At 70.2% G+C, this 26304-nt stretch carries 22 protein-coding genes and 1 tRNA gene; 7 read left to right on the forward strand and 16 right to left on the reverse strand.

What is annotated here, in order from left to right:
* Positions 1–102: 102 nt before the first annotated feature.
* The 4 genes from Q3W68_RS06125 to Q3W68_RS06140 all read right to left on the reverse strand — a co-directional run bounded on the left by Q3W68_RS06125 (position 103) and on the right by Q3W68_RS06140 (position 4453).
* Positions 103–300 carry a hypothetical protein gene (locus tag Q3W68_RS06125; RefSeq protein ID WP_302904496.1) on the reverse strand — a complete coding sequence of 66 codons (198 nt, stop codon included), beginning with the start codon at positions 298–300 and terminating at the stop codon, positions 103–105.
* Positions 300–803, reverse strand: a complete 504-nt coding sequence (locus tag Q3W68_RS06130) for a M23 family metallopeptidase (protein WP_302904497.1) — start codon at positions 801–803, stop codon at positions 300–302. The genes Q3W68_RS06125 and Q3W68_RS06130 overlap by 1 nt, the downstream gene beginning before the upstream one ends.
* Before the next feature lie 166 nt (positions 804–969).
* On the reverse strand, positions 970–1740 hold the full coding sequence (locus tag Q3W68_RS06135) for a GNAT family N-acetyltransferase (protein WP_302904498.1): 771 nt from the start codon (positions 1738–1740) through the stop codon (positions 970–972).
* A 220-nt stretch (positions 1741–1960) separates the two neighbouring features.
* On the reverse strand, positions 1961–4453 hold the full coding sequence (locus tag Q3W68_RS06140; RefSeq protein WP_302904499.1) for a S8 family peptidase: 2493 nt from the start codon (positions 4451–4453) through the stop codon (positions 1961–1963).
* Between the two features lie 1228 nt (positions 4454–5681).
* On the opposite strand from Q3W68_RS06140, the gene Q3W68_RS06145 reads away from it, so the two are divergent.
* Positions 5682–7421 carry a hypothetical protein gene (locus tag Q3W68_RS06145; RefSeq protein ID WP_302904500.1) on the forward strand — a complete coding sequence of 580 codons (1740 nt, stop codon included), beginning with the start codon at positions 5682–5684 and terminating at the stop codon, positions 7419–7421.
* Positions 7422–7885: 464 nt separating this feature from the next.
* Positions 7886–8359, forward strand: coding sequence for a hypothetical protein (locus Q3W68_RS06150; RefSeq protein WP_302904501.1), 474 nt, complete (start codon positions 7886–7888; stop codon positions 8357–8359).
* A gap of 124 nt (positions 8360–8483) precedes the next feature.
* On the opposite strand, the gene Q3W68_RS06155 is transcribed toward Q3W68_RS06150, so the two are convergent.
* Entirely contained in the window at positions 8484–8975 is a 492-nt protein-coding gene (locus Q3W68_RS06155; protein ID WP_302904502.1) for a hypothetical protein, read from the reverse strand.
* Positions 8976–9060: 85 nt separating this feature from the next.
* Between Q3W68_RS06155 and Q3W68_RS06160 the strand changes: the two genes are divergently transcribed.
* A complete protein-coding gene (locus tag Q3W68_RS06160) occupies positions 9061–9426 on the forward strand; it encodes a hypothetical protein (RefSeq protein WP_302904503.1) in 366 nt (121 codons plus the stop codon).
* Positions 9427–9443: 17 nt separating this feature from the next.
* Here the strand turns inward: Q3W68_RS06160 and Q3W68_RS06165 are convergent.
* Positions 9444–9517 (reverse strand) — tRNA-Thr (locus Q3W68_RS06165).
* A 133-nt stretch (positions 9518–9650) separates the two neighbouring features.
* Between Q3W68_RS06165 and Q3W68_RS06170 the strand changes: the two genes are divergently transcribed.
* The gene (locus tag Q3W68_RS06170; RefSeq protein ID WP_302904504.1) at positions 9651–11381 is read left to right on the forward strand and encodes a metallophosphoesterase; all 1731 of its coding nucleotides are present in this window, start codon (positions 9651–9653) and stop codon (positions 11379–11381) included.
* Positions 11382–11405: 24 nt separating this feature from the next.
* Here Q3W68_RS06170 and Q3W68_RS06175 read toward each other — a convergent pair whose 3' ends face one another.
* From Q3W68_RS06175 to tmk, 6 genes are all read right to left on the reverse strand, one after another.
* Entirely contained in the window at positions 11406–12248 is an 843-nt protein-coding gene (locus Q3W68_RS06175; protein ID WP_302904505.1) for a regulatory iron-sulfur-containing complex subunit RicT, read from the reverse strand.
* Positions 12249–12509: 261 nt separating this feature from the next.
* Positions 12510–13178 (reverse strand): hypothetical protein, encoded by a 669-nt coding sequence (locus Q3W68_RS06180; protein ID WP_302904506.1) that lies wholly within the window; start codon positions 13176–13178, stop codon positions 12510–12512.
* The gene (locus tag Q3W68_RS06185) at positions 13178–13483 is read right to left on the reverse strand and encodes a hypothetical protein (RefSeq protein WP_302904507.1); all 306 of its coding nucleotides are present in this window, start codon (positions 13481–13483) and stop codon (positions 13178–13180) included. Before Q3W68_RS06185 ends, Q3W68_RS06180 begins: the two co-directional genes overlap by 1 nt.
* Before the next feature lies 1 nt (position 13484).
* Positions 13485–13814, reverse strand: a complete 330-nt coding sequence (locus Q3W68_RS06190; RefSeq protein WP_013473591.1) for a YbaB/EbfC family nucleoid-associated protein — start codon at positions 13812–13814, stop codon at positions 13485–13487.
* Between the two features lie 129 nt (positions 13815–13943).
* Entirely contained in the window at positions 13944–15212 is a 1269-nt protein-coding gene (locus Q3W68_RS06195; RefSeq protein WP_302904508.1) for a DNA polymerase III subunit delta', read from the reverse strand.
* Positions 15209–17365, reverse strand: coding sequence for a dTMP kinase (gene tmk, locus Q3W68_RS06200; protein ID WP_302904509.1), 2157 nt, complete (start codon positions 17363–17365; stop codon positions 15209–15211). The genes Q3W68_RS06195 and tmk overlap by 4 nt, the downstream gene beginning before the upstream one ends.
* Before the next feature lie 217 nt (positions 17366–17582).
* Here tmk and Q3W68_RS06205 point away from each other — a divergent pair, with 217 nt between their 5' ends.
* Positions 17583–18791: an amino acid deaminase/aldolase gene (locus Q3W68_RS06205; protein ID WP_302904510.1), complete on the forward strand. Its 1209-nt coding sequence runs from the start codon at positions 17583–17585 to the stop codon at positions 18789–18791.
* A gap of 79 nt (positions 18792–18870) precedes the next feature.
* Here Q3W68_RS06205 and Q3W68_RS06210 read toward each other — a convergent pair whose 3' ends face one another.
* A complete protein-coding gene (locus Q3W68_RS06210; RefSeq protein ID WP_302904969.1) occupies positions 18871–19446 on the reverse strand; it encodes a TetR family transcriptional regulator in 576 nt (191 codons plus the stop codon).
* 219 nt (positions 19447–19665) lie between these two features.
* Here Q3W68_RS06210 and Q3W68_RS06215 point away from each other — a divergent pair, with 219 nt between their 5' ends.
* A complete protein-coding gene (locus Q3W68_RS06215; RefSeq protein ID WP_302904511.1) occupies positions 19666–20982 on the forward strand; it encodes a D-arabinono-1,4-lactone oxidase in 1317 nt (438 codons plus the stop codon).
* Between the two features lie 111 nt (positions 20983–21093).
* Complete coding sequence (locus tag Q3W68_RS06220; protein WP_302904970.1) at positions 21094–22014, forward strand: DUF559 domain-containing protein; 921 nt, start codon at positions 21094–21096, stop codon at positions 22012–22014.
* Positions 22015–22060: 46 nt separating this feature from the next.
* On the opposite strand, the gene topA is transcribed toward Q3W68_RS06220, so the two are convergent.
* The 3 genes from topA to Q3W68_RS06235 all read right to left on the reverse strand — a co-directional run bounded on the left by topA (position 22061) and on the right by Q3W68_RS06235 (position 26288).
* On the reverse strand, positions 22061–24877 hold the full coding sequence (topA, locus tag Q3W68_RS06225) for a type I DNA topoisomerase (protein WP_302904512.1): 2817 nt from the start codon (positions 24875–24877) through the stop codon (positions 22061–22063).
* 269 nt (positions 24878–25146) lie between these two features.
* The gene (locus Q3W68_RS06230) at positions 25147–25755 is read right to left on the reverse strand and encodes a hypothetical protein (RefSeq protein WP_302904513.1); all 609 of its coding nucleotides are present in this window, start codon (positions 25753–25755) and stop codon (positions 25147–25149) included.
* Positions 25746–26288, reverse strand: coding sequence for a hypothetical protein (locus Q3W68_RS06235; RefSeq protein ID WP_091414621.1), 543 nt, complete (start codon positions 26286–26288; stop codon positions 25746–25748). Before Q3W68_RS06235 ends, Q3W68_RS06230 begins: the two co-directional genes overlap by 10 nt.
* Positions 26289–26304 lie beyond the last annotated feature (16 nt).

Below are 26304 nucleotides of genomic sequence, written 5' to 3' on the forward strand. Positions count from 1 at the left end.
CCGCCGTCGCTGCCGGGAAGCGTCATCCTCCGGCCCGAAGCCGGGCTGGAACCGATCAGGGCCTGGGCCGCACCGGCACAGTCCCTGATTCGCTGCCGAGGGTCAGGCCGGCACAGTCCCGTTCAGGTACGCGTTGATGATGTCGATCTCTGCCTGGTTGAAGGTGTCCGGCTGGGCTGCGGCCTGGTTGGAGTTGATGATGCGCTTGAACAGGTTGTAGTGGGCCACCGTCCGGAACCCGATGACGCGGTTGGGGGTGACCAGGTAGCCGGTGCCGCCGGTGCTCCAGATGAGATACATCAGTCCGTCCTTGGTGAGAACTTCTGGGGGAGGTCCGGGTGCCCCGGCGTAGGGTGCGCCCGCGAGGATCGACTCCGGGTCGACCAGTTCGCCGTTGGGCCGGAATACCTCAAGGTGCAGGTGCGGCCCATGTGCCCGTAGAGGCTCTCCCAGCCATCGGCATGGGTGACGACGGCGTAGTTGCCGTAACCGCTCGCGTTGTAACCGACGCTCGTGACCGTGCCAGCAGCGATCGAGCGGACCGGATAGCCGAGAATGCCGGAATAGCTGTAGTCGGTGCCGGCGTGATACTTGGTCTGGCCGGTGATCGGGTCCGTCCGCGACCCGAACGAGGAAGTGATCGGAACCCACTTGTCGAACGGTCGGTTCCATCGTGGTGTGGCGCCGTACGCCGCTTCCGCGAGCCATGCCTCCGGGAGGATGCCGCCGGCGAGCGCGGCCGTGATCACTCCGAGCAGGTGGCGGCGGTCGATACGCGGCGGCGGCGAGTGCCCGACTTCCAACGCGCTCCTTCGGGCATAGATGAGCCTAATTCATGATAGCGAAGATCTTAAGTGAAGCGATCAATTGCCTGCAAGGCTCTGCGGAGTGCCGACGCCTCTGGAGCGCTTCGTCCGGTGGTGTCCGTCCGCGTGTGCCGACCTCGGGCACCTGTCCGCAGGCCGCCGCCTACGGCCACCCACGATCCGGCCGGTTGCTGTCACAGTTGCTGTCGACTTCGTGGGTCGCGATCCTGATGCTCAACTGGTCTCCCAGTTCACGGAAGCCGAGCCGGCGGGCGAGCCGTCGTGAGGGCTCGGGGCGTGCGCGCCATTGGGGCAGTAGTCGGTTCTGAAGCGCCTCCGCCACCGCAGCGGAAGCCACCGTACGGGCCAGTCCGCGACCTCGGAAGTGGGGGCCGGTCAGCACGCAGAGGTGAGCGACCGAGTGGGGCCAATGGCGGTAACCCGCCGCCGCTGCCACTCGCCCGCGGTCCCGAACGACGAACACAGGTGACGTGATCTCGTCGATCCCGCTCTCCGCAACGTCGTCCTCGGAGACGTCTGCGACCAGCCGATCAAGTTCTGGGTGTCCTGGCGGCAACCGGGCCATGTCAACGACGCCCGCCACTGGCCGAAACTCCTGCTCGTCGAGGTATGCCAACGAGGCGGGACCGAGCACGTCCACGACGCCGTACTCGGCGCTCCACCGCCCGGCCTCGACGGCCGACCGGAGCGGCCTGCCGATGATCGATTCGCGCAAGAACCGGGCGGTAGCAACGTCCGGCGCACTGGCGATGCCTGAGCTGCCCAACACCACGATGCCGGCCCACGCCGGTGGGCACAGCCGCGACTCGGCAGCGACAACCACCCGCACGCCGTGTGCCGGGAAACTGGTGGCGACACCCGCGAGGTCGACCCAGAGGTCCTGGACGCGGTTCAGCACAGCCGACGGAGCCATCGACGCATCTTCCCCGCCTTTCGTCTGGCCGGACACTGACTTCGCGGCCGACCGAATACGGCGCACAGATCGACTCGCCCGTCGCTGTTACATCGCCGCCGACCGCGAGGCGGTGCAGCGGATGCTCGGGCACGCCTCGGCGTCGATGACACTGGACGTGTAAGCCCGCCTCTTCGGCGACGACCTCGACGCGGTCGTCGACGCGCCAGGCCATGTGTGGCTAGGCGTTGCCGGACCGTGCCCCGGGCAGCGTCCGCAGGGCGGTCAGCGTCATCTCGGCGCCCCGGTAGGACACCCGGAACATGTGGTGGCCCACGTTCAGGACCCGCCGTTCCGGCATCGAATGGAAGGTGCCCTTGATCGAGGCTCCGCTCATGATCGTCAGTACCGTGCCCGGACTGATGGGCGCACGAACGTCCAGGGTGAGTTCGCCGTCCAGCACCAGGGCACCCTCGGCCCGCACGCTCGTGTAGTCGTGGTCGCCGGAAATGGTGATGGCGAGGCGACCCGCTCGGCTGATGGTCACGCCGCCGCCGACCCGCAAGAGGTTGCCCTGCGCGACGTCGGTGAGAGCGATGGACACTGCGGACGCCGCTTCCGCGGCCGAGAGGCCGGGCTGCAACACGCCGCTGCCGACGTGGATGCTGCCTCCCACGTAACCGCTGCCGCCGAGCGTGCCCCCCTTGACGGCGACCGAGCTTGCGTGCGATCCGGCGATCGAAAGCTTGCCGCCTTCAACCGTCGTGCCGCCCTCGTAGGTGGCGCGGCCCGACATGATCAGCATCCCCGAGCCCTGCTTGGTCAGAGACGCGGTGTAGAGGTTGTTGTCGATGTTGTTCTGAATGTGGGCCGCGCGCGCGTCCATCCATTCCTTGCGCCACTGGGCGGCATCCTCATAGCTGATCTTGTCGTACAGTTCCGGGTGGCCGTTGGTGATGGCCTGGACGTAAGGATCAGCCAAAATGCCCTGAAGCATGAAGGCGTTTTCGCTGAGCCTGCCGTCCGGGCTCAGCACGTTGGGGCTGAATTCACCCGCGAAGGCAATACCCTGCTTCCTGTAGGCCGCCAGCCACTCCCGATCCTCCCTCTCCCGTGCCTTGATCGCGATCTGGCTGATGTCGTTCGACCAGACGTCCAAGGGCGCCTTGTCCATGTTGTAGGTCATGGGGCCCAGGAACTGGCCGGGGCCGTACATGCCCTTGGCGAGGTCTGGGATACCCCAACCCCAGCGCTCGTCCGGAACCCCGTCGGGAGCGGTCCAGGCGATGGATGCCCCGGTGGGGGAGGTCTGCCCGGTGCCGAGGAATCGCACACCGTCGGACATCTTGTTGTTCGCCGTGGTGAACATCAGATCGCGGACCTGCTTGGCGTCCATGTTCGGATAGCGAGAGAGCAGAACGCCCATCGCCGCTGTCGCAACGGGCGTCGCCGGAGACGTTCCGTTCGAGTTCGAATAGTTGGTGTCGCCACCGCTGTTAGTGGTCCGAACACTGTTCGACGGGGTGGAGACGGTCCACCATTTGGCGAGCCCCGCCTCGTTGTACCCGAACTGCTTCGTATATTCGGGGTTGGTCGCGGTGGGAGGCTGCACGCCGCCGACGCACACCCACTGCTTTTCCGCCGCGGGATTGAAGAGGGGGTACGCCGGGCGGAAGTACGGGTTGCTCCAGTCGTTGTTGCCGGCCGACCTCACGTTGACGGTGCCGCTATCCTTGATAGCGTCCCAGATGGCATCCATGAAGGAGCGCCCGGGGTAGTCCGGATTGTACTGGATGCCGCCTTCCGAATAGCTCTTCTTGAAGAGGAAGAACTGGTACTCCAGATCCTTCAGGTACTCGTTGGGGATGATGGTCGCCATCGCCGTGGCGCTGGCGCTGTCCTTGCCGCGCAGTTGGTAGGCGTTGGCGAGGTTGCCACCGACCCCGAGGTCGTTTCCCAGGCCGTTGAAGCGGCTTCTGTCAAGAGTCTGGACATAAGAGCCCCAACTGCTGTTGATGACCCGGGCGCCCGCATCCACCAGGGCCTTATTTGCTGTACGCCAGTACACGTAATCGTGGAAAGGGCCGTGGGACTGGGTGTCGGAGCCGCCGGTCATGGCGACGTACATCGTCGAGCCGAAGGCGATGCCGTGCTGCTCTTTGCCGTCGCGAACGCCGGAGGTGACACCGAGCATGCCGGTCCCGTGACTGTAGTCGCTTGTTCTCGCCTGATCACCGGCCACGGTGAACCGCTGGCCCGCGGTGAACGGGTTCGCCGGGGTTGCGGAGTTCCGGTACCCGAAGCCGGACGTGCCGTAGAAACCCTCCGCTCTCACCGGAACGATCAGCCCGGTCTGAAATCCTTCGTGGGTGGGCCGGTAGCCCGAGTCCATCATGCCCAGCGCGACGCCCTGCCCGCGGTAGCCAAGGGCGTAGGCGGTGGACGCGTTCACCGCGACGAGCTGCCATGGGGAATCGATCGCTGTGCCAGGATTGGAAGGATTGCGGCCGGTGTAGTAACCATATTCCGGCGTTTCCCAGCTGGCTTTGGCGGCATCCAGTTCCCCTGGCGTCCTGGCGACAAAACCGGGGTCTCCCGGATACGTCGGCCCGTCGCCCGTACGCCCAAGGGCGGACGCCGGTGACGCCGAGGCGAACCCGGCCGGAAACAATGCGATGCCGGCTCCGGCGGCAAAGGCACCTCCCAGGCGACGCAGGAACTGCCGCCGACTCACGAACCTCATAGTCATCTACGATTCCTTCCGGGAGTCGATATCTCCAACGGGCCGGGGCGGCCGGGTGCGCCCAGGGTCCTGCAAGGGTCCGCACCACTTGGTCGAGGCAAAGTGATGTGCCGTCCTCCCGCCTTTACCGGGCGGCAAATTCCGATGACTCTGTTCGGGATCCCCACTGCGGCCGGCGCCGAGGACGACTTCGACATCGGGAAACGGCGTAAGCCGGCATCGGAAACGGCAATTGCAAACCGGCACCGTGCGCGCGCCCTTGCGGCAGCAGTCGCTATCAGGAGGAACCCCTGCCACGTCGGAACGGCGAACTGGAACTCCCCCACAAGTGGGCCTCCCCTAATTGATCACCAGATTAGACTGCGAGAGAGGCCCCCCGTCAAGAGGCAACATCTGTCCATTAAGGAGAGTTGGAGCCGCCGTCGATATTGATCCATATAACTGTTATGCATCGAACCCCAGGGCTGGATCCATCGAGGTGGCGTACGACCTGTCCGTGATGGTCTTGTGCCGGCCCCAACATCCACGCCCACGCGGCTCCCGAAGCCGCGGGGCAGGCCGCGTCACGGCTGGAGGGGACGCCGTGGCCGGGAGAACATGTTGGCTGCCCGGCCCTGCGACGGGTAAGCGAAAGGCCCAGGTCATGATCGGCGATCAAGCCGGTGACCTGGGCCTTCCTATGGAGCCGCCTGACGGAATCGAACCGTCGACCTACGCATTACGAGATCAAGTTGGCTACCTGTGCCTACCTGGCCCTGACTGGCCTGACATGCGGAAATGCCTCTCGGCATCTCTCAGCGTCGGTGGTCGCGGTCCGACCTCTTGAGGACTAAATGAGGACTGCCGCCGGTCGCGCGCCCGACCTCCTGATCCGTAGAAGCATCCGGCAGACGCCGTCACCCGCCTCGCCTCCCCGCCGGCTCGTGGCCGACGTTCATTCGTTGGCGGCTGCTGGCGTCGTGCTGGGGTCAGGCTGGGGTCAGGCTGGGGTCAGGCTGGGGTCAGGCTGGGGTCAGCGCATCACGCTTCTCAGGCTGGTTGGCTCCAGCGCCGAACCTTCTGGCACATCCACTACTCCTACCCACTCCTTTCCGTGGAGGACTCGCCAAGGCCGCTCGCCCGCCACAGGCATGGAGACGTCCCCGACTTATCAGGCAATCCGCCCCAGGCCATCCAATGTGGCTGGTCGGCGGCCCAGCGACCAAAATAGACTGCCGTTATGGGCAAGATGCGGTCAAGCAAGCGTGGGACGCATGGCAGGAAAGGCGACAGCCCTCCGGTGATTGATCATCAGGGCGAGGACTTGGCGCTACATGCCACAACTCTCTGGGCCGACGTGCTTGAGGAGGATCGATCACGAGAACTGGTTGATGATGCCCTCACCGGTTGGGGAGTCGAACGAGATGCTGTAATCCCGGGTCCGGAGGCTCTAAAGATCCTCGAAGACCTTTCCACGGTTCTCGCGAGTCACGCCGTCGAATACACCAGGAAGCATACGTACCACCGATTGCTGCAGAACTTGCGTCTCCTGCCCCCATGGATTTATGAGGCCTGGGGATTCACCAACCCCGGATCTTACGTTGAAAGAAGAGATCTTGCTGAGCTCCTTGCGTCGGGAAACTGCGCTCCTCCGGCTCGCTGGATACCGATGGACATGGCGCAGTTGCTGACCTTACGCGAACGAGAGATTCCTCAGCTGCTCCGATTCGTAGCCATCACGAATACGTTTGCCTCGGTCCACGTGTCTGCTCGCTGTGCCGCAAAGGGTGTTGGGATCATCTTCAAGAGCGGCGGTTTCCCGGCGATCGATAAGTCTGACCCCATGTGGGCGGCGGTCCAGGCACTCGACAATCGCCGGGCAGCCGTGCAAGGGAGATGGACATCCTTGCTGGCCAAGGTTCCCCCCACGTCCCGATGGTGGGAAGGTGAGCATCTTGCGGTGGCCGGGATCAGTCCAGTGGGTGTCGGACGAGCGGACGCGCCGCCTTCCGGTTCCGAATTGTACAAGGAGCTCTACACAGACCGGAGCAATGGACGAGGAGTGAGGTTCGCGTTCTTTCAGTACATCAAGATGCAGAGCCGGATCCCGGCCCTCATGCGCGGCTTGGACTGGTATCCCCCCACTCTGCCACGCCTAGCCTTTGCATCGACGGCCTTCCTTGGATCACTTCAAGGCGATGTGCTGCCCGACCTGTGGGTTCGGAAATTTGGAGCAGCCACGTTTCCTCGCAAGGAGGTCGTCACTCTTCTGGAAAGAGCGCTCCAGTCACCCTTGGCTGAAGTCTACCTAGACCAATTTCCCCGTGAACGCGACTCCTTCACGACTGAAAGCATTTTGAGCGCACTGACACAGCCGGCCGATATAGCAAGCGCTACGCCGGGTCCTGCGGTCGTATCTGCCGGGTCCGAGGCAGTCATGATCGACTTCTGGGCAATAACAAGGGTCCTCCTGCAAGGTCTCAATATGACGGCAACCGGCGAGGTTCAGAACGCACGAGCGCGCCACTTCGAAACCGAGACCCAAAGGCTGATAGATGCATCGCCCTGGGCTCCACCGACGAAGCTTCGGATGCTTGTCGGCCGAGTCCTTAAACGAGCCGATCGGTCGGCCATTACCGATATTGATGCGATTGCGTTTAGAGAAGGCGTAGCACTGATCATCAACTGCAAGAATTACCGCCTAGACGCACTGGGTAGGGCGACCGCATCAGAGGTTAGAAACGTGCGCGACGTGCTCGGCGAGGACTACTCCGACTGGGTGGCCAAGGTGAGTGAATTGCGGTCCACACCAAAGGGTCGGAACTACGACTTGTCCGCCGCACAGGAACTGGTTCCCCTTATTGTGACCCCTGATCCTTGCTTTGTGGACCCAGCGCTGACTGTTCCGAGGAGCCCTTGGGGTCTGCCGGCGGTGATGGCTTCGAACGAGCTTGAATCCGCATTGTTGGGAAGGCCGTGAAACGAGGGGCGTAAGGCGGCAGGATCTTCGGGTACCGAGGTTGCCACCTGGTGTGCAACTCCAGCTGCTGCTGGTCGCCGCCTGTGGCGGATCTCCTCGTCGGGCAGTCGTATACCGTCCAGCCTCTCGGGACGGGGACAAGGTGGAGCGCCCGACCGGACGAACGACCTTGGCCCCGTGCCGAGAAGCTGGTAGCCCTTGTGGTGCCCGGCGAGGGGATCCGCGGCTGATCTCTGAGGAGGGCCGGGGTTCGGGGCAGAGCCCCGAGGTCTTCAAGGTCTTGTCGTCCGTCAGCGTGGCCGGCCGGCCCGGCCGATGCCGGCCGAAGGTCGCCAGCAGGCCGGGGCCGGGCCGGCGCGGCCCGCTTTGCGGGCCGCCTTGATCTGATAGAGCGCAATTCGGCAATCTGCGACGCGAAGCGATTGTCCGGTCTCGGGACATGCTTGACACTGGCGTCCCACCTGATGCCCGACATGATCCTCAAGGCGCTCGCGGAGGCCTTCACGCTGGGCGACGCAAGGGGTCGCGCGGTGAGGGACAATGCGCCGGTGGATGATCACCGACGCTGCCGTCTCTCCGTCAGCGACGACGAGCTGGAGCTTGCCGGTCCGCCGACTGCGCTCCGCGCCCTCAGCCGGCTGCTACGCCAACAAACTGAGCCCATTGAGGTGGCGGTCACCGACGGAGTCGTCGGTCAAGAGGCGACCGCAGGCCCACTGCTTGTCGGTCTGCAAGGCGGGACCACGCTGCATTTCTCCGGCGGGCGTGAGTACCTCGGCATCATTTGGGACGCGCTCGATGGTGTGGCTGAGCAAGCCGAGGCCGCCGATGACCGCGCAGTCCACCGGCATCTGCACATCGAGTACTTTCCTGGTGACGACTACCGGTCGCCGGACTCAGTCCCTTTGGTCATCGTGGCTGACTGGCCAGAAGCGTAGGTGCACGACTATCGCGTGATGGCACTGACTGTAACCAGGGCAACTGAGCAACCAAGACCGACCGTCGCGCATGTGCTGGGACGGATCTGTCAAGCATGTGGTGGGACTAGACAGCGACGCGACGCTATGCGTCGAGCAGTTGAGTGCAGTAGGCGGCGGTTGCGTCGTCGTGGGTCTTGCCACGGGGCCAGCGGTCGCCTTGCGGGTCGGAGTCTTCTGCGTCACGGACGCGGCGGATCAGCTCGGCTGGGCCGTGGTCGTGCAGGATCGCCAGGATGCCGGTCCAGTCGGTGAATCCGAAGCGGTCGGCAAGGCGGCTTGCTCCGTCGCTGAGCAGTGCTGCGGCTGTCACGTCCTTGATCGGTCGGCTTCCCACAATCGCCTCGTGGGCGGCGCGTGGATCGGCGGCGGCGACCCAGAATCCGCCGGGCTTGTTGCGGTGGGCTCGGAGGGCCTGAACGTAGTCACGGCGGGCCTGGTCGTGCTCGGGTGTGCCATTGGGCAGGTTCTCCATCGCGGCGCGGTAGTGCTGCCCGATGTGTGCCTCGCGGTCGTCCCTGATGACGAGCGGCGCGTCGTTGGCTTGGTCGAGCACGAGTACGGAGTCCGCGAGCACCAGGTACTCCAATGGTCGCGGTTGCGCCGGAGCATGACGACCGTCGCGGACGGCGTGCCGGGCTCGTCGAGGTGGCAGGTGTCCTATGCATGGCGGCTGTCTGCCTGATCGCCTCGGCGAGGATGGCGGGCAGTTCCTGGTCGCTGTCGTCAGCGAGGCCGGCGAGCAGCGCGCCCCCGAGCCGGCGGGCGTACCAGGCGACGCCGTGCGAGCAGCGGGAGGTGGTGCCGGACAGACCGGCGCCAACGTCAAGGCGGTGCAGCGGATGCTCGGGCACGCCTCGGCGTCGATGACCTTGGACGTGTACGCGGGCCCGTTCGGTGACGACCTGGACGCGGTCGCCAACCGCCTGGACGAGGCGGTCGCCGCGCGGGATGCGGACCATTTGCGGACTGGCGCGGCCGGCGGCGGTGTCGTGGACCTCGGGAAACGGCGAAGCCCAGGTCGATGACCTGGGCTTCTGTACCGAGCCGCCTGACGGAATCGAACCGTCGACCTACGCATTACGAGTGCGTCGCTCTAGCCGACTGAGCTAAGGCGGCAACGATCGTCAAGTGTACGGCACGCCCCGCCGGAAGCCGAACCGGATCCCCCCGCCCCCGAACCCGGACACCGAGCCACATCCGCCCCGCCACGGGAGAGACTTCGCGGCCGGTCCGGACTACCCTGCGGCGGGTGACCGACGAACCGCCGCGACCACCGGCTCCCGAGGCGCATCCCGGCGAGCGGGCCACCCGCCGCCCCCGCAGCATCGACCCCCGGGAGCTGGGTTTCAGGCCGCGCCGGCCCGTGCCCTGGCTCGCGCCACTGCTGCTGATCAGCACCGGCCTGCGTACGTTGCTGGCCATGCTGTTCGGGGCGTACCTGGACAAGCGCGAGTTGCAGAACGCGTTCAACGATGGCACGTTCCGGCAGGTCGGGCCGGACGGCGGGCTCTGGCTCGACTACGTGGCCGACCTGGGTGACGGCTTCGACGCCACATACTCGGTGGCGTACCTGCTCGCCCAACCGGAGCTGACAGTGGACGGGCACCGGCTCCCCCGCGCGCAGACGCTGGTGATGGGCGGCGACCAGGTCTACCCGGCGGCGGGCTACGAGGCGTACGAGGACCGGTGCAAGGGGCCGTACCAGGCGGCGCTGCCGGTCGCGCCGCCGGAGCGGCCGACGCTGTTCGCGGTGCCTGGTAACCATGACTGGTACGACGGGCTGACCGCGTTCCTGCGCCTGTTCGTGCGCACCCGGGACCGGCACTTCGCCGGCTGGGGCACCGGCCAGTCCCGCTCGTACTTCGCTGTCGAACTGCCGGCCGGGTGGTGGCTGCTCGGCCTCGACGACCAGTCCGGGTCGTACCTGGACGACCCGCAGCTCACCTACTTCGACGAGGTGGCCCGCAAGCTCACCCCGGAATCCAAGGTGATCCTGGCGGTGCCGGCGCCGACGTGGGTCAAGGCCGTCGACCACCCCAACGCGTACGACTCGATCGACTACTTCATCCGTACCCTCGTCGCACCGACCGGGGCGCAGGTACGGGTGCTGGTCTCCGGCGACCTGCACCACTACGCCCGTTACGCCGGGCCGGACCGGCAGCTCATCACGTGCGGCGGTGGCGGCGCCTACCTGTACCCCACGCACCGGCTGCCGGAGAGGCTGGAGGTGCCGCCGCGTGACACGCTGACCCGGCGGGCCAGCAACACCCGGGAGTACGACCTGGCGGCGCGCTATCCGGACAAGGCGCGCTCCCGCCGGTACGGCTGGGGGATCTTCGCCCGGCTGCCGTTCCGCAATCCGGGCTTCACCACGCTGCTCGGCACGCTGCACACGCTGCTGATGCTGGCCATGGCCGGGGTGGCGGTGCAGCGGGTGGGCACCACCGAGCAGCGGCTGTTCAGCGTGCCGCTGGCGATCATGCTGGTGGTGGCGATGACGGGGGCGGTGTTCTTCGCCAAGCCACCCACGGCGGGCGGGAAACGGCACGCGCGGCACTGGATCCTCGGGGTGGCGCACGGGCTGGCCCAGGTGGCGCTCGCCGCCGGGGGGACGTGGGTCTGGTTGCAGCTCCCGTTCTATGACTGGCCGTGGCCACTGCCGGCGGTCGCCGCCGTGGTGCTCTACGGGCCGGTGAGCGGGCTGGTCGCCAGCCAGCTCGTGGCGCTCTATCTGCTGGTGGCGGGCGCGTTCGGGGTGAACCTGAACGAGTTGTTCGCGGGGCAGGGCATCGAGGACTCGAAGGCGTTCCTGCGGTTCCGGATCGACCCGGACGGCACGCTGACGATCTACCCGATCGCGGTGGACAAGGTGTCGCACGACTGGCAGCTGAACCCCGACCAGTCCCCCACCGCCCCCTGGCTGACCCCGAAGACCCCACTGACGCCCCGCCTGGCCGAACCCCCGATCGTCATCCGCTGACCCGCGCTGGGGGCAGGAAGGAGGTCAGGGCTGGGGGTAGGTCTGGTCGTGGGCCTGCCTGGGGCCGCAGACCGACGCCCGGGAGCACATCGAGCGGGAGCCGTCGGCGTCCAGCCGGACCGTGACCGCGTCGCGCGGGACACTGTGGCCGACCACCTTGCCCTCGCCCTGCGGCGTGGACACCCGGCTGCCGACCGCCGGGGCCGTCTCCTGGAACTTCTGGTACAGCGGGTGCTCGTACTTGAGGCAGCACATCAGCCGCCCGCACGCACCGGAGATGCGCAGCGGGTTGAGCGGCAGGTCCTGGTCCTTCGCCATCCGGATGGTCACCGGCTCGAAGTCGGTCAGGAACGTGGCGCAGCACAGGTCACGCCCGCAGGAGCCGATGCCGCCCTGCACGCGGGCGGAGTCCCGGGCGGAGAGCTGCCGCAGCTCGACCCGGCAGTGCAGCGTGGCACCCAGGTCGCGGACCAGCGAACGGAAGTCGACTCGGTGCGGCGCGGTGAAGTAGACGGTGGTGCGGTCGCTGCCGTTCTCCGGCGTGGCGAGGACGTGGTCGACGGCCACCACCTTCATCGGCAGGCCGTGTTCGCGGATCAGCCGCTTGGCCGCCACCTTCGCCTCGGCCTTGCGCCGGCGCAGCATCTCGTCGCGGCGCAGGTCGTCGTCACCGGCGATCCCGGCGAGTTTCGGGAAGCTGTCGGTGTCCTCGCTGACCCACTGCGCGGCCCACACGCACTCGGCCACCTCGGGCCCCTCGTCGGTGGGCACCAGCACCCGGTCGCCCACCTGCGGGCGCAGCTCGCCCGGGTCGAGGTAGTAGAGGCGCCCGTACCGGTTGAAGCTGACCGCGCAGAGCATGCCCATACGCCCCACCCTACGCGGATCGACGCCCGCCGCACGGCGCACCTGTCGCCGCCCGCTCACCCACCGCAGCGATCATCGTCGTCGACCCGGCCGAACCGGCCCCATCGCCTCGCCCGGACGGCTGAATCTCCCGGGGGCCCCTGACAAACACCGCCCGGGCGCGTTGAGTGAAGGCATACCTGCGGGGGGTGCAGGGGAAGGCCACGGCGCCGCGCGCCGTCACCCGGCCACGGCCGGATCGGCGCGCGGCGCCGTGGACCGTCAGTAGCCGATCCGGGTGGTGCCGCCGTAGCGCGGGGCGATGGTGGCGCGATCCCGCCACTGCGTCTCGGCCAGGCTCGGCCCCCACTGGCGCAGCAGCGTCTCGGCGCCGTCGTAGGCCACCCCGAGCACACCCAGGATCCTCGTGGCGATCTCCGCCGCGGCCGCCGCCCCGGCCCGTCCGGTCTCGGCGCCGGGCCGGGTCGCCGCGTGCACCGCGACCGCCTCGGCCGAGCCCAGCACCTCGGCCAGCGCCCGGGCAAGCGCGGCCCGGCTGCCCTCCACCCAGCCGGCCAGCGCGTCGGCGTAGCCCGCCGTCGACTCCAGCCGCCCGACCAGGCTGTCCGGCCCCTCGTCCAGGTGCCGCAGCAGGGCGGCACGTGCCTCGTCGTACGCCGACGCGGCAGCGCCGGACCACGCGACCTGGTCGGCCAACAGGGCGCAGGTGTCGTCGTACCCCCGGACGAGCCGGCGCACGGCGTGGCCGGCGCCGGTCAGCGGCGCCGGATGCAGGTCGAGGAACTCACGCACGGCCGCGCCGGGAAGCACCTGCATGCGGCGCAGCAGCGGCCAGAGCCGGTGCCCCTCGGGCGCGCCGGCGGCCAGCAGCGTGTCGACGCGGGCGAGCAGGTCGAGCCCCGGCTCGGCGAGGCGGTCGAGCGCGTCCATCAGGCCTCCCGGGCCAGCCGCCGGGCGACCGCCTCGTCGGCGGCGGCGTAGCGGTCGGCGGCGCTGCGCTGCGCCGCCGCGGCGGGGGCCATACGGACGGCGGCGGCCTGCGCCTCGCGCGCCCGGTCGGCGGTGGCAAGCGTCCACTGGCGGTGCAGCGCGCGGCCCACCTCGCCGGGGCGGCCGGTGGCGTCCGCGCCGAACGCGGGATGCGGCGGGTCGGTGGCGGTCACCGTGCGGGCGAGCGTGGCGAGGGTCGCGCCCGCCTCGTCGAGACGGGCGGCCAGGGCACGCAGCGTCTCCATGTCAGGCCCCCGCCAGCGGCCGGTAGGCCGCGAACGTCTCGTTGTGCAGCTTCTCCCGCGCCCACTGTGCCGCGTCGGCGGCGGCGGTGACCGCGGCCTGCACCGAACCGGCCACGTCGCGCGGGCTGCGGTGGTGCAGCGGGCCGAGGAAACGCACGTCGGTGATCCGCCCGCCGGCCGTCACCACCACCTCGACGAGCCCGTCGGGTGAGCGGACGGTGACCTCGACCGTCGCGACCGCCTGGTCGAACTCGGCCTGCAGGTTCTCGATCCGGCGGTAGCGCCGCACCGCCTCCTCGATCCAGGCCTCGTCGATCTCGCCCCGCGGCATCGGCGGACTCCTCCCGGCCGGTCCGGCCCTCACTGAGCGTGCCGCCTCGGTCACCGCGGCATCACCGGACCGTACCGCACGCCAATCGCGCGTGTCGATGCCCTGTGGACAGTGCGGGAGAGGGCCCGCTCAGCCGCGCCAGAGGGCCAGCATCATCGCCTCCACAGCGATCCGCGGCTTGACGTTGGCCTCGATCGCCGCGCGGCACTCCAGCACCGCCTCCAGGCGGCGCAGCGAGCCCTCGGCGTCCCACTTCTGCGCGCCCGCCGCGGCGAGCGACGCGGTGTCGGTGTGCACCGGGGCGACCGGCGCCCGCAGCGCCATGATGAGCGCGTCCCGGTAGAACCCGGCCAGGTCGACCAGGGCGCGGTCCAGCGCGTCCCGCTGGGCACGGGTGGCCCGCGACTTCTGCCGCTTCTCCAGGTCCTTGAGCTGGCCCGCCGCACCGCGCATGGCGCCGGCCGCGCCCCGGCCGGTGCCGCCCGCGCCGAGTGCTGTCTGCAACGCCGTACGCTCCGCCTCGTCGATCTCCGCGACGGAGGCGGCGGCCTCCGCCTCGGCTGCCTCGATCAGCGCCGAGGCCGCGTCGAACGCCGCGCCCACCCCGATCAGCCGGCGCGGTACGGCGAGCACGGCGTCGCGCCGCTGCCGGGCCTCCGGGTCGCGGGCCAGCCGCCGGGCCCGGCCCACGTGCCCCTGCGCCGCAGCGGCGGCCCACTCGGCCACGTCCGGCGCGATGCCGTCGCGGCGAACCAGCACCTCGGCCACCGCGGCCGGCGGCGGCTGCCGCAGCGGTACGACCCGGCACCGCGACCGGATGGTCACGGAGATGTCGTCCGGGTGGGTGGACGGGGCGCAGAGCAGGAAGACGGTACGCGGCGGCGGCTCCTCGATCGCCTTGAGCAGCGCGTTGCCGGCGGCCTCGGTGAGCCGGTCGGCGTCCTCGATGATCACGACCTGCCACCGGCCGCCCGACGGCGCGCTGGCCGCCCGCAGCACCAGCGCGCGCATCTCGTTGACGCCGATGGACAGGCCCTCGGGCACCACGAGGCGTACGTCCGCGTGGGTGCCGGTGAGCGTGGTGTGGCAGCCGGGGCAGGTGCCGCACCCGGTGCCGTGCACGCACTCCAGGGCGGCGGCGAAGGCGCGGGCGGCCACCGAGCGGCCCGATCCGGGCGGGCCGGTGAAGATCCAGGCGTGGGTCATGCCGGCGCCCGGATCGGCCGCTGCCCGACCCGGGTCGCCGTCGTGCTCCTCGGCGAGCGCGTCGCTGTCGTCGTACCCGCCGACGGGGGACGCCACCGGCGCGCGCAGCAGGGCGGCGGCCGAGGCGGCGGCCCGCCGCAGCACGGCCACCGCCTCGTCCTGCCCGACCAGATCGCCGAAGACGTCGGTCATCGTCGGGGTTGCTCCATCGTCACCAGCTCCGCGTCGGATAACTCGGGCTGGACCGAGGTGTCCGGACCCTGCGCCGGACGGGGGTGCACGATGCCGGCCGGATCGGTGAGCAGCTCGCCCACCCGGCGGGCGACCGCGTCGGCGGTCTCGTCGATCGGGCGGGACGCGTCGAGCACCAGGTAGCGCTTCGGGTCACCGGCGGCGAGGTCGAGGAAGGCGTACCGGACCCGCTCGTGGAACGTCAGCGACTCGGCCTCCAGCCGGTCGGCGCCCTCGGCGCGGTCCTCGACCCGGCTCAGGCCGGTACGCGGCTCGACGTCGAGCAGCACCACCAGGTCGGGCTTGAGGCCGCCGGTGGCCCAGGACGAGAGCCAGGAGACCTCGTCCACCGGCAGCGTCCGGCCGGCGCCCTGGTAGGCGAGCGACGAGTCGACGTACCGGTCGCTGATCACCACCGCGCCGCGCACCAGCGCCGGACGGACGACCGTGGCCACGTGGTGCGCCCGGTCGGCGGCGTAGAGCAGCGCCTCGGCGCGCGGCGACGGCGCCTCGTCCGGGGCGGTGCCGAGCACCAGGGAGCGGATCCGCTCGCCGACCGGCGTGGCGCCCGGCTCGCGGGTGACCACCACGTCGCGGCCCTGCGCGCGCAGCCGCTCGGCGAGCGCGGCGAGCTGGGTGGACTTGCCGGCGCCCTCGCCGCCCTCGAAGACCACGAACAGGCCGCTGGAGACGAACGGCTCGGCCGGCATCAGCGGACGGCCCCGGATCGAGCCCCACAGGTCGGCGAGGACCGGTACGCCCTTCTTGTCGTCCATCTGGCCGAACGCGCTGATCCCGGCGATGATGCCGGCCGCGCCGGCGGCGAGCAGCAGCAGCCGGGTGGAGGAGATGGAGATGCCCAGGTCGGCGATGGTGAGCTGGCGGGAGCCGCCGACGCCGACCAGGAGGCTGCTGAGCGCGATGGCCAGGATCAGCACCAGCCGGGTGCCGATCTGCACCACCGCGAACACCCGGCCGCGCACCTCGTCGGCCACCTCGCCGCCGAGCAGCGTGGTGCCGGCCAGGAACGCCATGCCGGCGCCCGCGCCGACCAGGATCGCGCCGAGGATGGCCATGGACAGGTGGATGGCGAAGGCGAGCACCAGCACCGAGGCGCTGGCGAGCACGATGCTCATGCCGAACCAGCGGCGGCGGGACATGTCCCGCACGATCATCGGCCCGAGGCCGATGCCGAGCGCCAGGCCGACGAAGATCGCGCCGAACAGCAGCGAGAACGCGGCGTCACCGGCGCCGAGCGAGTTGGCGAAGAACTTGGCCGTGCCGACCACGATGCCGCCGCCCGCGAACGCGCCGAAGATGCCCAGCACCAGGCCGCGCACCAGCGGGGTCTGGCCGATGTATTTCCAGCCCTCGGAGAACTGCCGGAACATGCTCTGCTCGGAGCGCTCGGCCTCGCCGCGCTGGGCGTGGCTGATCTCCTTGATCCCGAACGCCACCACGAGCGCGGTGGCCAGCCGGGAGAAGGCGTTGAACCAGAGCGCGAGCTGGGCCGGCTCGGCCCAGTCGGGCAGGTCGCCGCCGACCGCGCCGCGGACGCCTCGGTCCAGCACGGCCAGGGCGATGGCCGCCGCGACCGGCGTGAGGCCGTACGTGGTGATCAGCGTGAGCTGGTTCGCCGCCTCCAGCCGGGTACGCGGGATGAGGTTGGGGACCGCCGCCTCCTTGGCCGGGATCCACAGCAGGGTGATCGACTCGATCAGGAACGTGGCGATCAGCGCCCAGCCGACCACCAGCCCGCCCGCGGCGCCGGTGAGCGCGTACAGCGGGATCGAGGCGAACAGCACGAAGCGCAGCACGTCGCAGATGACCATCGTCCACCGGCGGTCGAACCGGTCGGCGAACACACCCGCCACCGGGCCGAGCACCAGCGCCGGGAGCAGCCGGATCGCGGTCACGCCACCGAACGCGGCGCCCTGTGCGGTGCTGCCCGAGACCTGGGAGGCGGCGAACAGCGCGGTGGCGAGCAGGCCGAGCCAGTCGCCGAAGGAGGCCGCGCTGAGCACGATCCACAGCCTGCGGAACGGCCGGATGCGCAGCACCGACCGGATGGCGGCGACACCGGAGTGGTCGGCGGCTGTCCCGGACGACGACACGCCGGGCGACTCGCCGTTGTTCTGGCTTTCGATGGCCGTACCTCCACGTGCCGGCCCAGGTCTGGGCATCCCCGGTGGAACACTCTAGTCGCGCAGGAAGGGTCGTCCCCCGCGACATTCACCTGCTCGCCGAGCCTAGGCCGCCGGGACCACCGCCCGCAGCCCGGACAGACGCGAGGGTATTTCGCATTGCCGTCCAGACAGTTAGCGTGCAGACGTGGCCATCGACCGTGACAAACTTCGCGATCGTCTCGACCGGGCGACCGCTCACCTCGACCCGCCGTACGCCGTCGTCGACCTCACCGCGTTCGACGCCAACGCCGAGGCGCTCGCCGGCCGGTCCGGCGGCAAGCCGCTGCGCGTGGCGAGCAAGTCGGTACGCGTCCGCGAGCTGCTGACCCGGGCACTCAAGCGTCCCGGCTGGCACGGCGTGATGGCCTTCACCCTCCCCGAGGCGCTGTGGCTGGTCCGGTCCGGGGTCAGCGACGACGTGCTCGTGGCGTACCCCACGGCCCACCGGGGCGGCCTCGCCGACCTGGCCGCCGATCCGGCGCTCGCCGACGCGGTGACGCTGATGATCGACGACACCGGGCAGCTCGACCTGATCGACGCGGTGTGCCCGCCCGCGCGCCGGCCCGCGCTGCGGATCTGCCTCGACCTGGACGCCTCCTGGCGCCCGCTGGGGGGCCGGGTGCACGTCGGCGTGCGCCGCTCCCCGGTGCACAGCGCCACGGCGGCCGGCACGCTCGCCGCCGCCGTCGCCGGGCGGCCGGGCTTTCGGCTGGTCGGCCTGATGTCGTACGAGGCTCAGATCGCCGGCCTTGGCGACGCGCCGCCCGGACAGGCGGTGCTCGGCTCGGCGATCCGGGTCGCGCAGCGCGGGTCGTACCGGGAACTGCTGGCCCGCCGCTCGGCCGCGGTCGGCGCGGTCCGGGAACACGCCGACCTGGAGTTCGTCAACGGCGGCGGCACCGGCAGCGTGGCCGCCACCAGCGCGGACCCCGCGGTCACCGAGGTCACCGCGGGCTCCGGCCTGTACGGGCCGACGCTGTTCGACGCGTACCGTGCCTGGCAGCCGGCCCCGGCGGCGTTCTTCGCCTGCGCGGTGGTCCGGCGCCCGGCGCCCGGGCTGGCGACGGTGCTCGGCGGCGGCTGGATCGCCTCCGGCCCGGCGGCAGACAGCCGGCTGCCCCGGCCGTGGCTGCCGGAAGGGCTGAAGCTGCTCGGCGCGGAGGGCGCGGGCGAGGTGCAGACCCCGCTGGCCGGGAAGGCCGCGGACACGCTGCGCGTCGGCGACCGGGTGTGGTTCCGCCACGCCAAGGCGGGTGAGCTGTGCGAGCACGTCAACGAGGTGCACCTGGTCGAGGGGGACGCGGTGGTCGCCACCGTGCCGACCTACCGGGGCGAGGGGCACGCCTTCCTCTGATCCGCCCGGCGGCTCTGCCCCCGGGCGTGACGACGGCGGGTCCCGCGCACTCTCGGGAACCCGCCGTTCAACGTGCCGCTCAATGCTGGTGGACGGCCTCCGTGGGGGCGTTCACCTGCCGGTGCAGGTACTCCCGGATGAGCGCCTTCGCCTCGGCCAGGACCCGCTCGTCGCCGTCGGTGCGGCGGCGGAAGGCCAGCTTGATCAGGGCATCGGCGGCCTCCACCGCGACCTCCAGGTGGAACCGCAGGTCGGGCACGCCGGCCAGGCCGAAACGCTCGGTGAGTACGCGGGCGAGCTGCTCCGCGATCACCCCGTTGTTGTCCCGCTGGTCGTCCAGCAGGTGCAGGTCGACCACGTCGCCGAAGTGCAGGGTACGGAAGCCGGGAACGGTGCGGTGCATCGAGATGTACTCGTCGATCGCCGCGTCGACCCCGTCCCACCAGTGGGTCAGGTCGTCCGAGGAGAACCGCTCGTCGAGCCGCTGGAGGTAGGACTCCATGGTGCGCAGGGTCAGTGCCTGCACGATCGCCCGCTTGTCCGGAAAGAACTGGTAGACCGACCCGATCGCCACCTCGGCGCGCTCGGCGAGCAGGGTCGTGGTCAGCCCTTCGTACCCCACCTCGTCGACGAGCTCGGCGCAGGCGTCCAGCATCCGCTGGACCCGCGCGACACTTCGACCCTGCACCGGCACTCGACGCAGCGGCCCGGTCGTGGCGGCTGGTGTGGACACTCGGCGCCACCCCCCTTCGACGGATGAACATATCTGCACGTCACGAGTCTGTGACTACCGGTACAACGAGCCGGGCTCGATTGCGGTATTTACCAGGCACAACGTTCCTGATATGAATTCAGTTCATATTCATGTCGAGGAGTGGCCGCGATGACCGGTACCACCGCCACCTGGTCCAACTGGGCCGGCAACCAGCACAGCACCGCGCTCCTCACCGTGCGCCCGCGTAGCGTCTCCGACGTCGTCGAGGCGGTCCGACAGGCCGCCGCGGCGGGCCGGACCGTCCGGGCCACCGGCAGCGGCCACTCGTTCACCGCCACCGCCGTCGCCGACGGGCACCGGATCGACCTCGCCGCGCTGGAGACGGACGTCACAGTCGACGTGGCGCGCCGCTTGGTCACCGTACCGGCCGGGATGACGTTGCACACGCTCAACGATCTGCTCGCCGGGCACGGCCTCGCGATGCCGAACCTCGGCGACATCGACGCCCAGACCATCGCCGGTGCGCTCTCCACCGGCACCCACGGCACCGGAGCCAAGCTGGGCTGCCTGTCCACCTTCGTGGCCGGGCTGACGCTGGTCACCGGCAGCGGCGAGGTGCTGCGCTGCTCGGCCGAGGAGAACCGCGACGTCTTCGACGCCGCCCGGGTCGGGCTCGGCGCGGTGGGCGTGCTGGTCGAGGTCACGCTGCGCTGCGTGGACGCCTTCGTGCTGCGCGCGCACGAACGCCCGGCCCCGCTCGCCGAGGTGCTCGACGACCTGCCCGGCCTGTACGAGGCGCACGACCACGCCGAGTTCTACTGGTTCCCGTACACCGACCGGGTGCAGGTCAAGACCAACGACCGGGTACCCGCCGACGACCAGCCACTGCCCGGCTGGCGCGGCTGGCTCGACGACGAGTTCCTCTCCAACACCGTCTTCGCCGGCGCCTGCCGCCTCGGCCGCGCCGTACCAGCCCTCGCGCCCACGATCAGCGCCGTCTCCGCCCGCGCGCTCACCGAACGCACCTACACCGGCCGCTCCGACCGGGTGTTCTGCACCCCGCGCCGGGTCCGCTTCGTGGAGATGGAGTACGGGCTGCCACGCGAGGCGCTGCCCACCGCGCTGGCCGAGCTGCGCCGGATCGTGGACCGGCTGCCGTTCAAGGTGCTGTTCCCGGTCGAGGTGCGGTTCACCGCCGCCGACGACATCTGGCTGTCCCACTCGTACGGCCGCGACTCGGCGTACATCGCCGTGCACCAGTACGTGGGCATGCCGTACGAGCCGTACTTCCGCGCGTTCGAGCAGGTGGCGACCGAGCTGGGTGGCCGCCCGCACTGGGGCAAGCTGCACTGGCGCAACGCGGAGTCCCTGGCAACGGCCTACCCGAAATTCGCCGACTTCCAGTCCGTCCGCGCCAGCCTCGACCCCCACAACCTCTTCCAGAACCCCTACTTGACCCAGGTCCTAGGCGCCTGAAGATCTTGGTACGGGGGCGCCCTTGGAGGGGCGTTTCCGTACCAAGATCTCGACAGCTGTCCACAGGGACAGCGACGACGGGTGCTGTCGGGTGGGGTTGCCGGTGTGGAGATGCCGGGGGACGACGCGGGCGAACTGAGCTGGTTGCTGTTTCGTCAGGGGCGGGTGCTCGGGGCGGCGCAGGCTCGGCGGTTCCTGTCGGAGAAGACGATCCGGCATCGGGTCGCCAGGGGACGCTGGCAGCAGGTGCACCAGAGGGTCTATGTCACACACGACGGCCCGGTCGGCCCGAAGGAGTGGCGCTGGGTCGCGGTGCTGGCGGCCGGGCCAGCGGCGATGCTGGGCGGGCTCACCGCAGCCCAGTGCTGGGGACTCAGACGCTACGAGAGCCCTCTGATCCATCTGCTGCTGCCGTCCCGGCATCAGACGAGAACCCTGCCACCTGGTGTACGGATCCACCGCACCACGGTGCTGCCGCCGGAGGATGTGCTCACCGTCGGCCAACCCCGCCGGACCATGCCGGCCCGCTCGCTCGTCGACGCGGCACAGTGGGCGGCGACCGACGAGGAGGCGAGGGCCGTCATCGCGGCAGGCTTCCAGCAACGCCTGGTCTGGGGCGACGACCTGCACCGCGTGCTGGAACGGCTCCCCCGGGCGCGTCGCCGTCGCCTGATTCTGACGACCGCCTCGGACGCGGCGGGCGGCGCCCATTCCCTCGCCGAACTAGACTTCCTCGATCTCGTCCGGCGGGCCGGGCTACCCGAACCGTCCCTTCAGGTCGTCCGCCGGGACGCCACCGGGCGGCGGCGCTACCTGGACGTCTGGTTCGAGCGGTGGCGGGTGCACGTCGAGATCGACGGCGGGCAGCACCTCGACCCGAGGACCGCCTGGGCGGACATGCAGCGGCAGAACGACGTCTGGGCCACCGGTGACCGGGTCCTGCGCTTTCCCGCCTGGGCCGTCCGCAACGACCCCACCCGCGTGGTCACTCAGTTACGCACCGCCCTGCGGTACGCGGGCTGGCCCGGTTGAGATCTTGGTAGGGATCCGCCCTTCCAGGGGCGCTCCCGTACCAAGATCACTCCTTCGGGGTTGAGGTCGCCTTCTTGGGAGCGGCCTTCTTCGCGGGGGCCTTCTTCGCGGCCGTGGCCTTGGCAGCCGTCGTCTTCTTCGCCGCTGCCGTCGTCTTCCTCGCCGCCGTCTTCTTGGCCGGGGCGGCCTTCTTCGCGGCCTTCTTCTTCGGCGCCGGACCCTTCGCGCGCTTCTCGGCCAGCATCTCCGACGCCTGCTCCAGCGTCAGCTCCTCCGGCGTCTGCCCGCGCCGCAGCGACGCGTTGAACTCGCCGTCGGTCACGTACGGTCCGAAGCGCCCGTCCTTGATCACCAGCGGCTTCTCGGTGAGCGGGTCGTTGCCCATCTCCCGCAGCGGCGGCGCGGCGGCCCGGCGCTGACGCGTCTTCGGGGCGGCCAGCAACGCCAGCGCCTCGTCGAGCGTGACTGTGAACATCTTGTCTTCCGAGTCCAGCGAGCGGAACTCGTCACCGCGCTTGACGTACGGGCCGTAGCGGCCGTTGTTGGCGAACACCTCGGCGCCGTCCGGGGCCACGCCGATCAGCCGGGGCAGGCGCAGCAGCTGCAACGCCTGCTCCAGGGTGAGGCTGTCCGGCGACTGCGAGCGCAGCAGCGAGGACTTGCGCTCGCCGCTGGCCACGTACGGGCCGAACCGGCCGGACTTGAGCAGGATCGGCTCGCCGGTCGACGGGTCGTCGCCGAGCTTGCGCTCACCGCCGCCGCCGAGGAACAGCTCGTGCACCTTCTCCGGGGTCAGTTCGTCCGGCGCCAGGCCCTCCGGGATCGGCGCCCGGTCACCCTGCGAGCCGCCCTCCTCGCCCTCACCGGAGGGCGTGGCCTGCTCACCGCCCGGCAGTTCGCGCTGCAGGTACGGCCCGTACCGGCCGACCCGGACGACGACCTCGCGGCCCTCGTCGTCGGTGAACAGCGGGATGGAGTTGACGCTGCGCGCGTCGATCTCGCTGAGGTTCTCGGTGACCAGCTTCTTCAGGCCACCAGCGTGCGCGATGGCCTGGTCGCCCGTGCCGTTGGTGCTGCCGAAGTAGAAGGAGGTGAGGAAGTCGACGGCGGCGTGGTCACCACCGGCGATCTCGTCCAGCTCGTTCTCCATGCTGGCGGTGAAGTCGTAGTCGATCAGGCGCGGGTAGTGCCGCTCCATCAGGCCGATCACCGCGAACGCCAGGAACGACGGGATCATGGCCTGGCCGCGCTTCACCACGTACCCGCGGTCCTGGATCGTCTGCATGATCGACGCGTACGTGGAGGGCCGGCCGATGCCCAGCTCCTCCAGCGCCTTGACCAGCGACGCCTCCGTGTAGCGGGAGGGCGGCTGGGTGTGGTGGCCCTGCGCGGCCAGCTCGTCGGCGGTGAGCGGCTGGTCCTTGACCAGCGTGGGCAGCCGCCGCTCGGCGTCTTCGGCCTCGGCGTTCTCGTCGTCGCTGGACTCGACGTACGCGCGCAGGAAGCCCGGGTCGGTGATGGTCTTGCCGGTCGCGCCGAAGTCGGCCTCCTCCTGGGCGGAGGAGACGGCGCGGATGCGCACCGACACGCTGGAGCCGACCGCGTCGGTCATCTGCGAGGCGATGGTGCGCCGCCAGATCAGCTCGTAGAGCTTGAACTCCTCGGCGGACAGCTCCTTGGCCACCTCGCCCGGGGTACGGAAGTTGTCGCCGGCGGGGCGGATCGCCTCGTGCGCCTCCTGCGCGTTCTTCACCTTGCCGGTGTAGCGGCGCGGCTCCGGCGGCACGCTGCGCTCGCCGTACAGCTCGACGATCTGCCGGCGGGCGGCCGCGATGGCCGTCTCGGACAGGTTCACCGAGTCGGTACGCATGTAGGTGATGTAGCCGTTCTCGTACAGGCGCTGCGCGGTGCGCATCGTCTGCTGCGACGAGAAACGCAGCTTGCGGGCCGCCTCCTGCTGGAGCGTGGAGGTGATGAACGGCGCGTACGGGCGGCGGCGGTAGGGCTTCTCCTCGACCCGGGTGACTGTGAACGGCCGGTCGGCCAGGCGTGCGGCCAGCCCACGGGCACCGCCCTCGTCCAGGTGGACGACACCCGCACCGGCGCGAACGCGACCCGTGGTCGGCTCGAAGTCCTTGCCGGTGGCGATCCGGTCACCGTTGAGCGCGACGAGCGTGGCGTTGAACGTGCGCGGGCCCTCGCCCGGCTTCGCCACCGCGAGCGTGGCCAGGATGTCCCAGTATTCAGCGGTGCGGAACGCCATCCGCTGGCGCTCCCGCTCGACCACGATCCGCGTCGCCACCGACTGCACCCGGCCCGCCGACAGCTTCGGCATGACCTTCTTCCACAGCACCGGCGAGACCTCGTAGCCGTAGAGACGGTCGAGGATGCGCCGCGCCTCCTGGGCGTCGACCAGGTCGCGGTCGATCTCCCGGGGGTTCGCCACCGCGGCCTGGATGGCCGGCTTGGTGATCTCGTGGAAGACCATCCGCTTGACCGGCACCTTGGGCTTGAGCGTCTCCACCAGGTGCCAGGCGATGGCCTCGCCCTCGCGGTCCTCATCAGTGGCCAGGAAGATCTCGTCGACCTCCTTGGCCAGCTTCACCAGCTTGCTGATCTGCTGCTTCCGGTCCGGCGAGACCACGTAGAGCGCGTGGAAGCCGTTGTCGACATCGACGCCGAGGCGCGCCCACGGCTCACCCTTGTACTTCGCCGGCACGTCGGCGGCGTTGCGGGGCAGGTCCCGGACGTGGCCGAAGCTGGCCTCCACGACGTACCCCGGGCCGAGGTAGCCCGAGATCGTCTTGGCCTTCGCCGGTGACTCGACGATGACCAGACGGGTGGTTCCAGCGTTGCTCGGCACGTCTCTCCCCGACCTCACTCCTACGCCATGCCCGCTTCGGGCCGTGTTGCGCCACCCGGACCGCAGGCGGTCCGGATGTCCAACGTAACGCGCCGTCCGCGTTCCGGGTTTCGTGGGCGGCAAACGGGCCGCCCTCCCCGGCGACCGCCGGCCGCACCCTGCCGGACGGCGTCACGGTACACCGTGGGTAGGGCGGCAGGCGGGTCACTGTGACGATCGCGTACCCCCGGCGGAGCCCTCGCCGGGTGTCCGGCTTCGGACAGCGGCGGTCAGCTCCGAGGCCCCGGCCAGTCCGCCACCGGCGCCGTCGCCGGCCGCTCGCCCACCAGCTCCGCGAGCCGCGACATCCGCCGTCCGCCGATCCGGAACGCGGGCCCACCCTCGTCCGGCTCGACGAACGCGGCCGGCAGGCCCACCGCCGCCAGCGCCGCGCGGACCACCGGCCAGGACGGCTCGTCGGCCGGTCCGAGGCGCAGCCGGAACCCGGCCGGCTCGGCCGTGCCGGCGGCCGCCGCCCAGAGCCGCAGCCGCCGCCCGTCCAGGTGGAAGCGGGCCGGTGGCCGCTTCACCCCGCCCCGCAGCCAGGCCCGCGCGAGCGGCGCCAGCATGCTCGTGTACGCGGTGCGCACCCGGTGCCGCCCGTCCTCGGTCGGCTCCCAGCTCGCCGGCACGCCCCGGGCGCCCAGCTCGGCCACCAGCACGTGCACCCGCCAGGCGGCGTCGACCACCACGGAGACCCGGGCCGTGCCGCCCATCCGCCCCACCTCACCCGGCCCGGCGAGCAGGCCGGCGAGATCCGCCAGCGCGGGATCGGCCGCCTCGGTGGAGAACAGCGAGGGCTGGCGGGCCGGTTTCGGGGCAGGAGGGGTCAGCGACACTCCGGGACCTCGTCGAAGGCCTCTTTCAGCTCGGTCGAGTTGAGCTTGCTGGTGTCCAGCGCGCTCGCGTCGTACTCCTTGTTGAGCGTGTCCACGGCGGCGCGCACGCCGTCGTAGAACGGACCGGCCTGGGCGGTGTCGAGCCGGTCGACGGTGTCCCGGGCCCGGCCGTACGCGTCGCGCATCTTGCTCAGCGACCCCAGGAACCCGGCGGACACCTCTTCGCCGCGCTCGGCCTCGGGTACGCCCGCCTCCTCGACCTTGCGCCGGGCCGTCTCGCTGGCCTGCTCGGCGCCGGCGAAGAGCCGGACCAGGTTCTCCTTGGCCTGCGGTGGGGTCGTCTGCGCGGTCATCTGCTGCTGGGTGCTGCTGGTCAGCTTCGAGATCTCCGCGCGCCACGGGGTCAGCGCCTGGCACACCGACGCGGCCCAGACCCGGGGGCTGGGACCGCCGCCGCACCCGGTGACCACGAGGACCAGCGTGGCCAGGACCACCGTGAGCTTTCCGGCGGTTGCCGCCCGGCGCGTACGCATGCGAAGCAGCGTACGA

Source organism: Micromonospora sp. C28ISP2-4, from assembly GCF_030519385.1.
Taxonomy (GTDB): domain Bacteria; phylum Actinomycetota; class Actinomycetes; order Mycobacteriales; family Micromonosporaceae; genus Micromonospora; species Micromonospora tulbaghiae.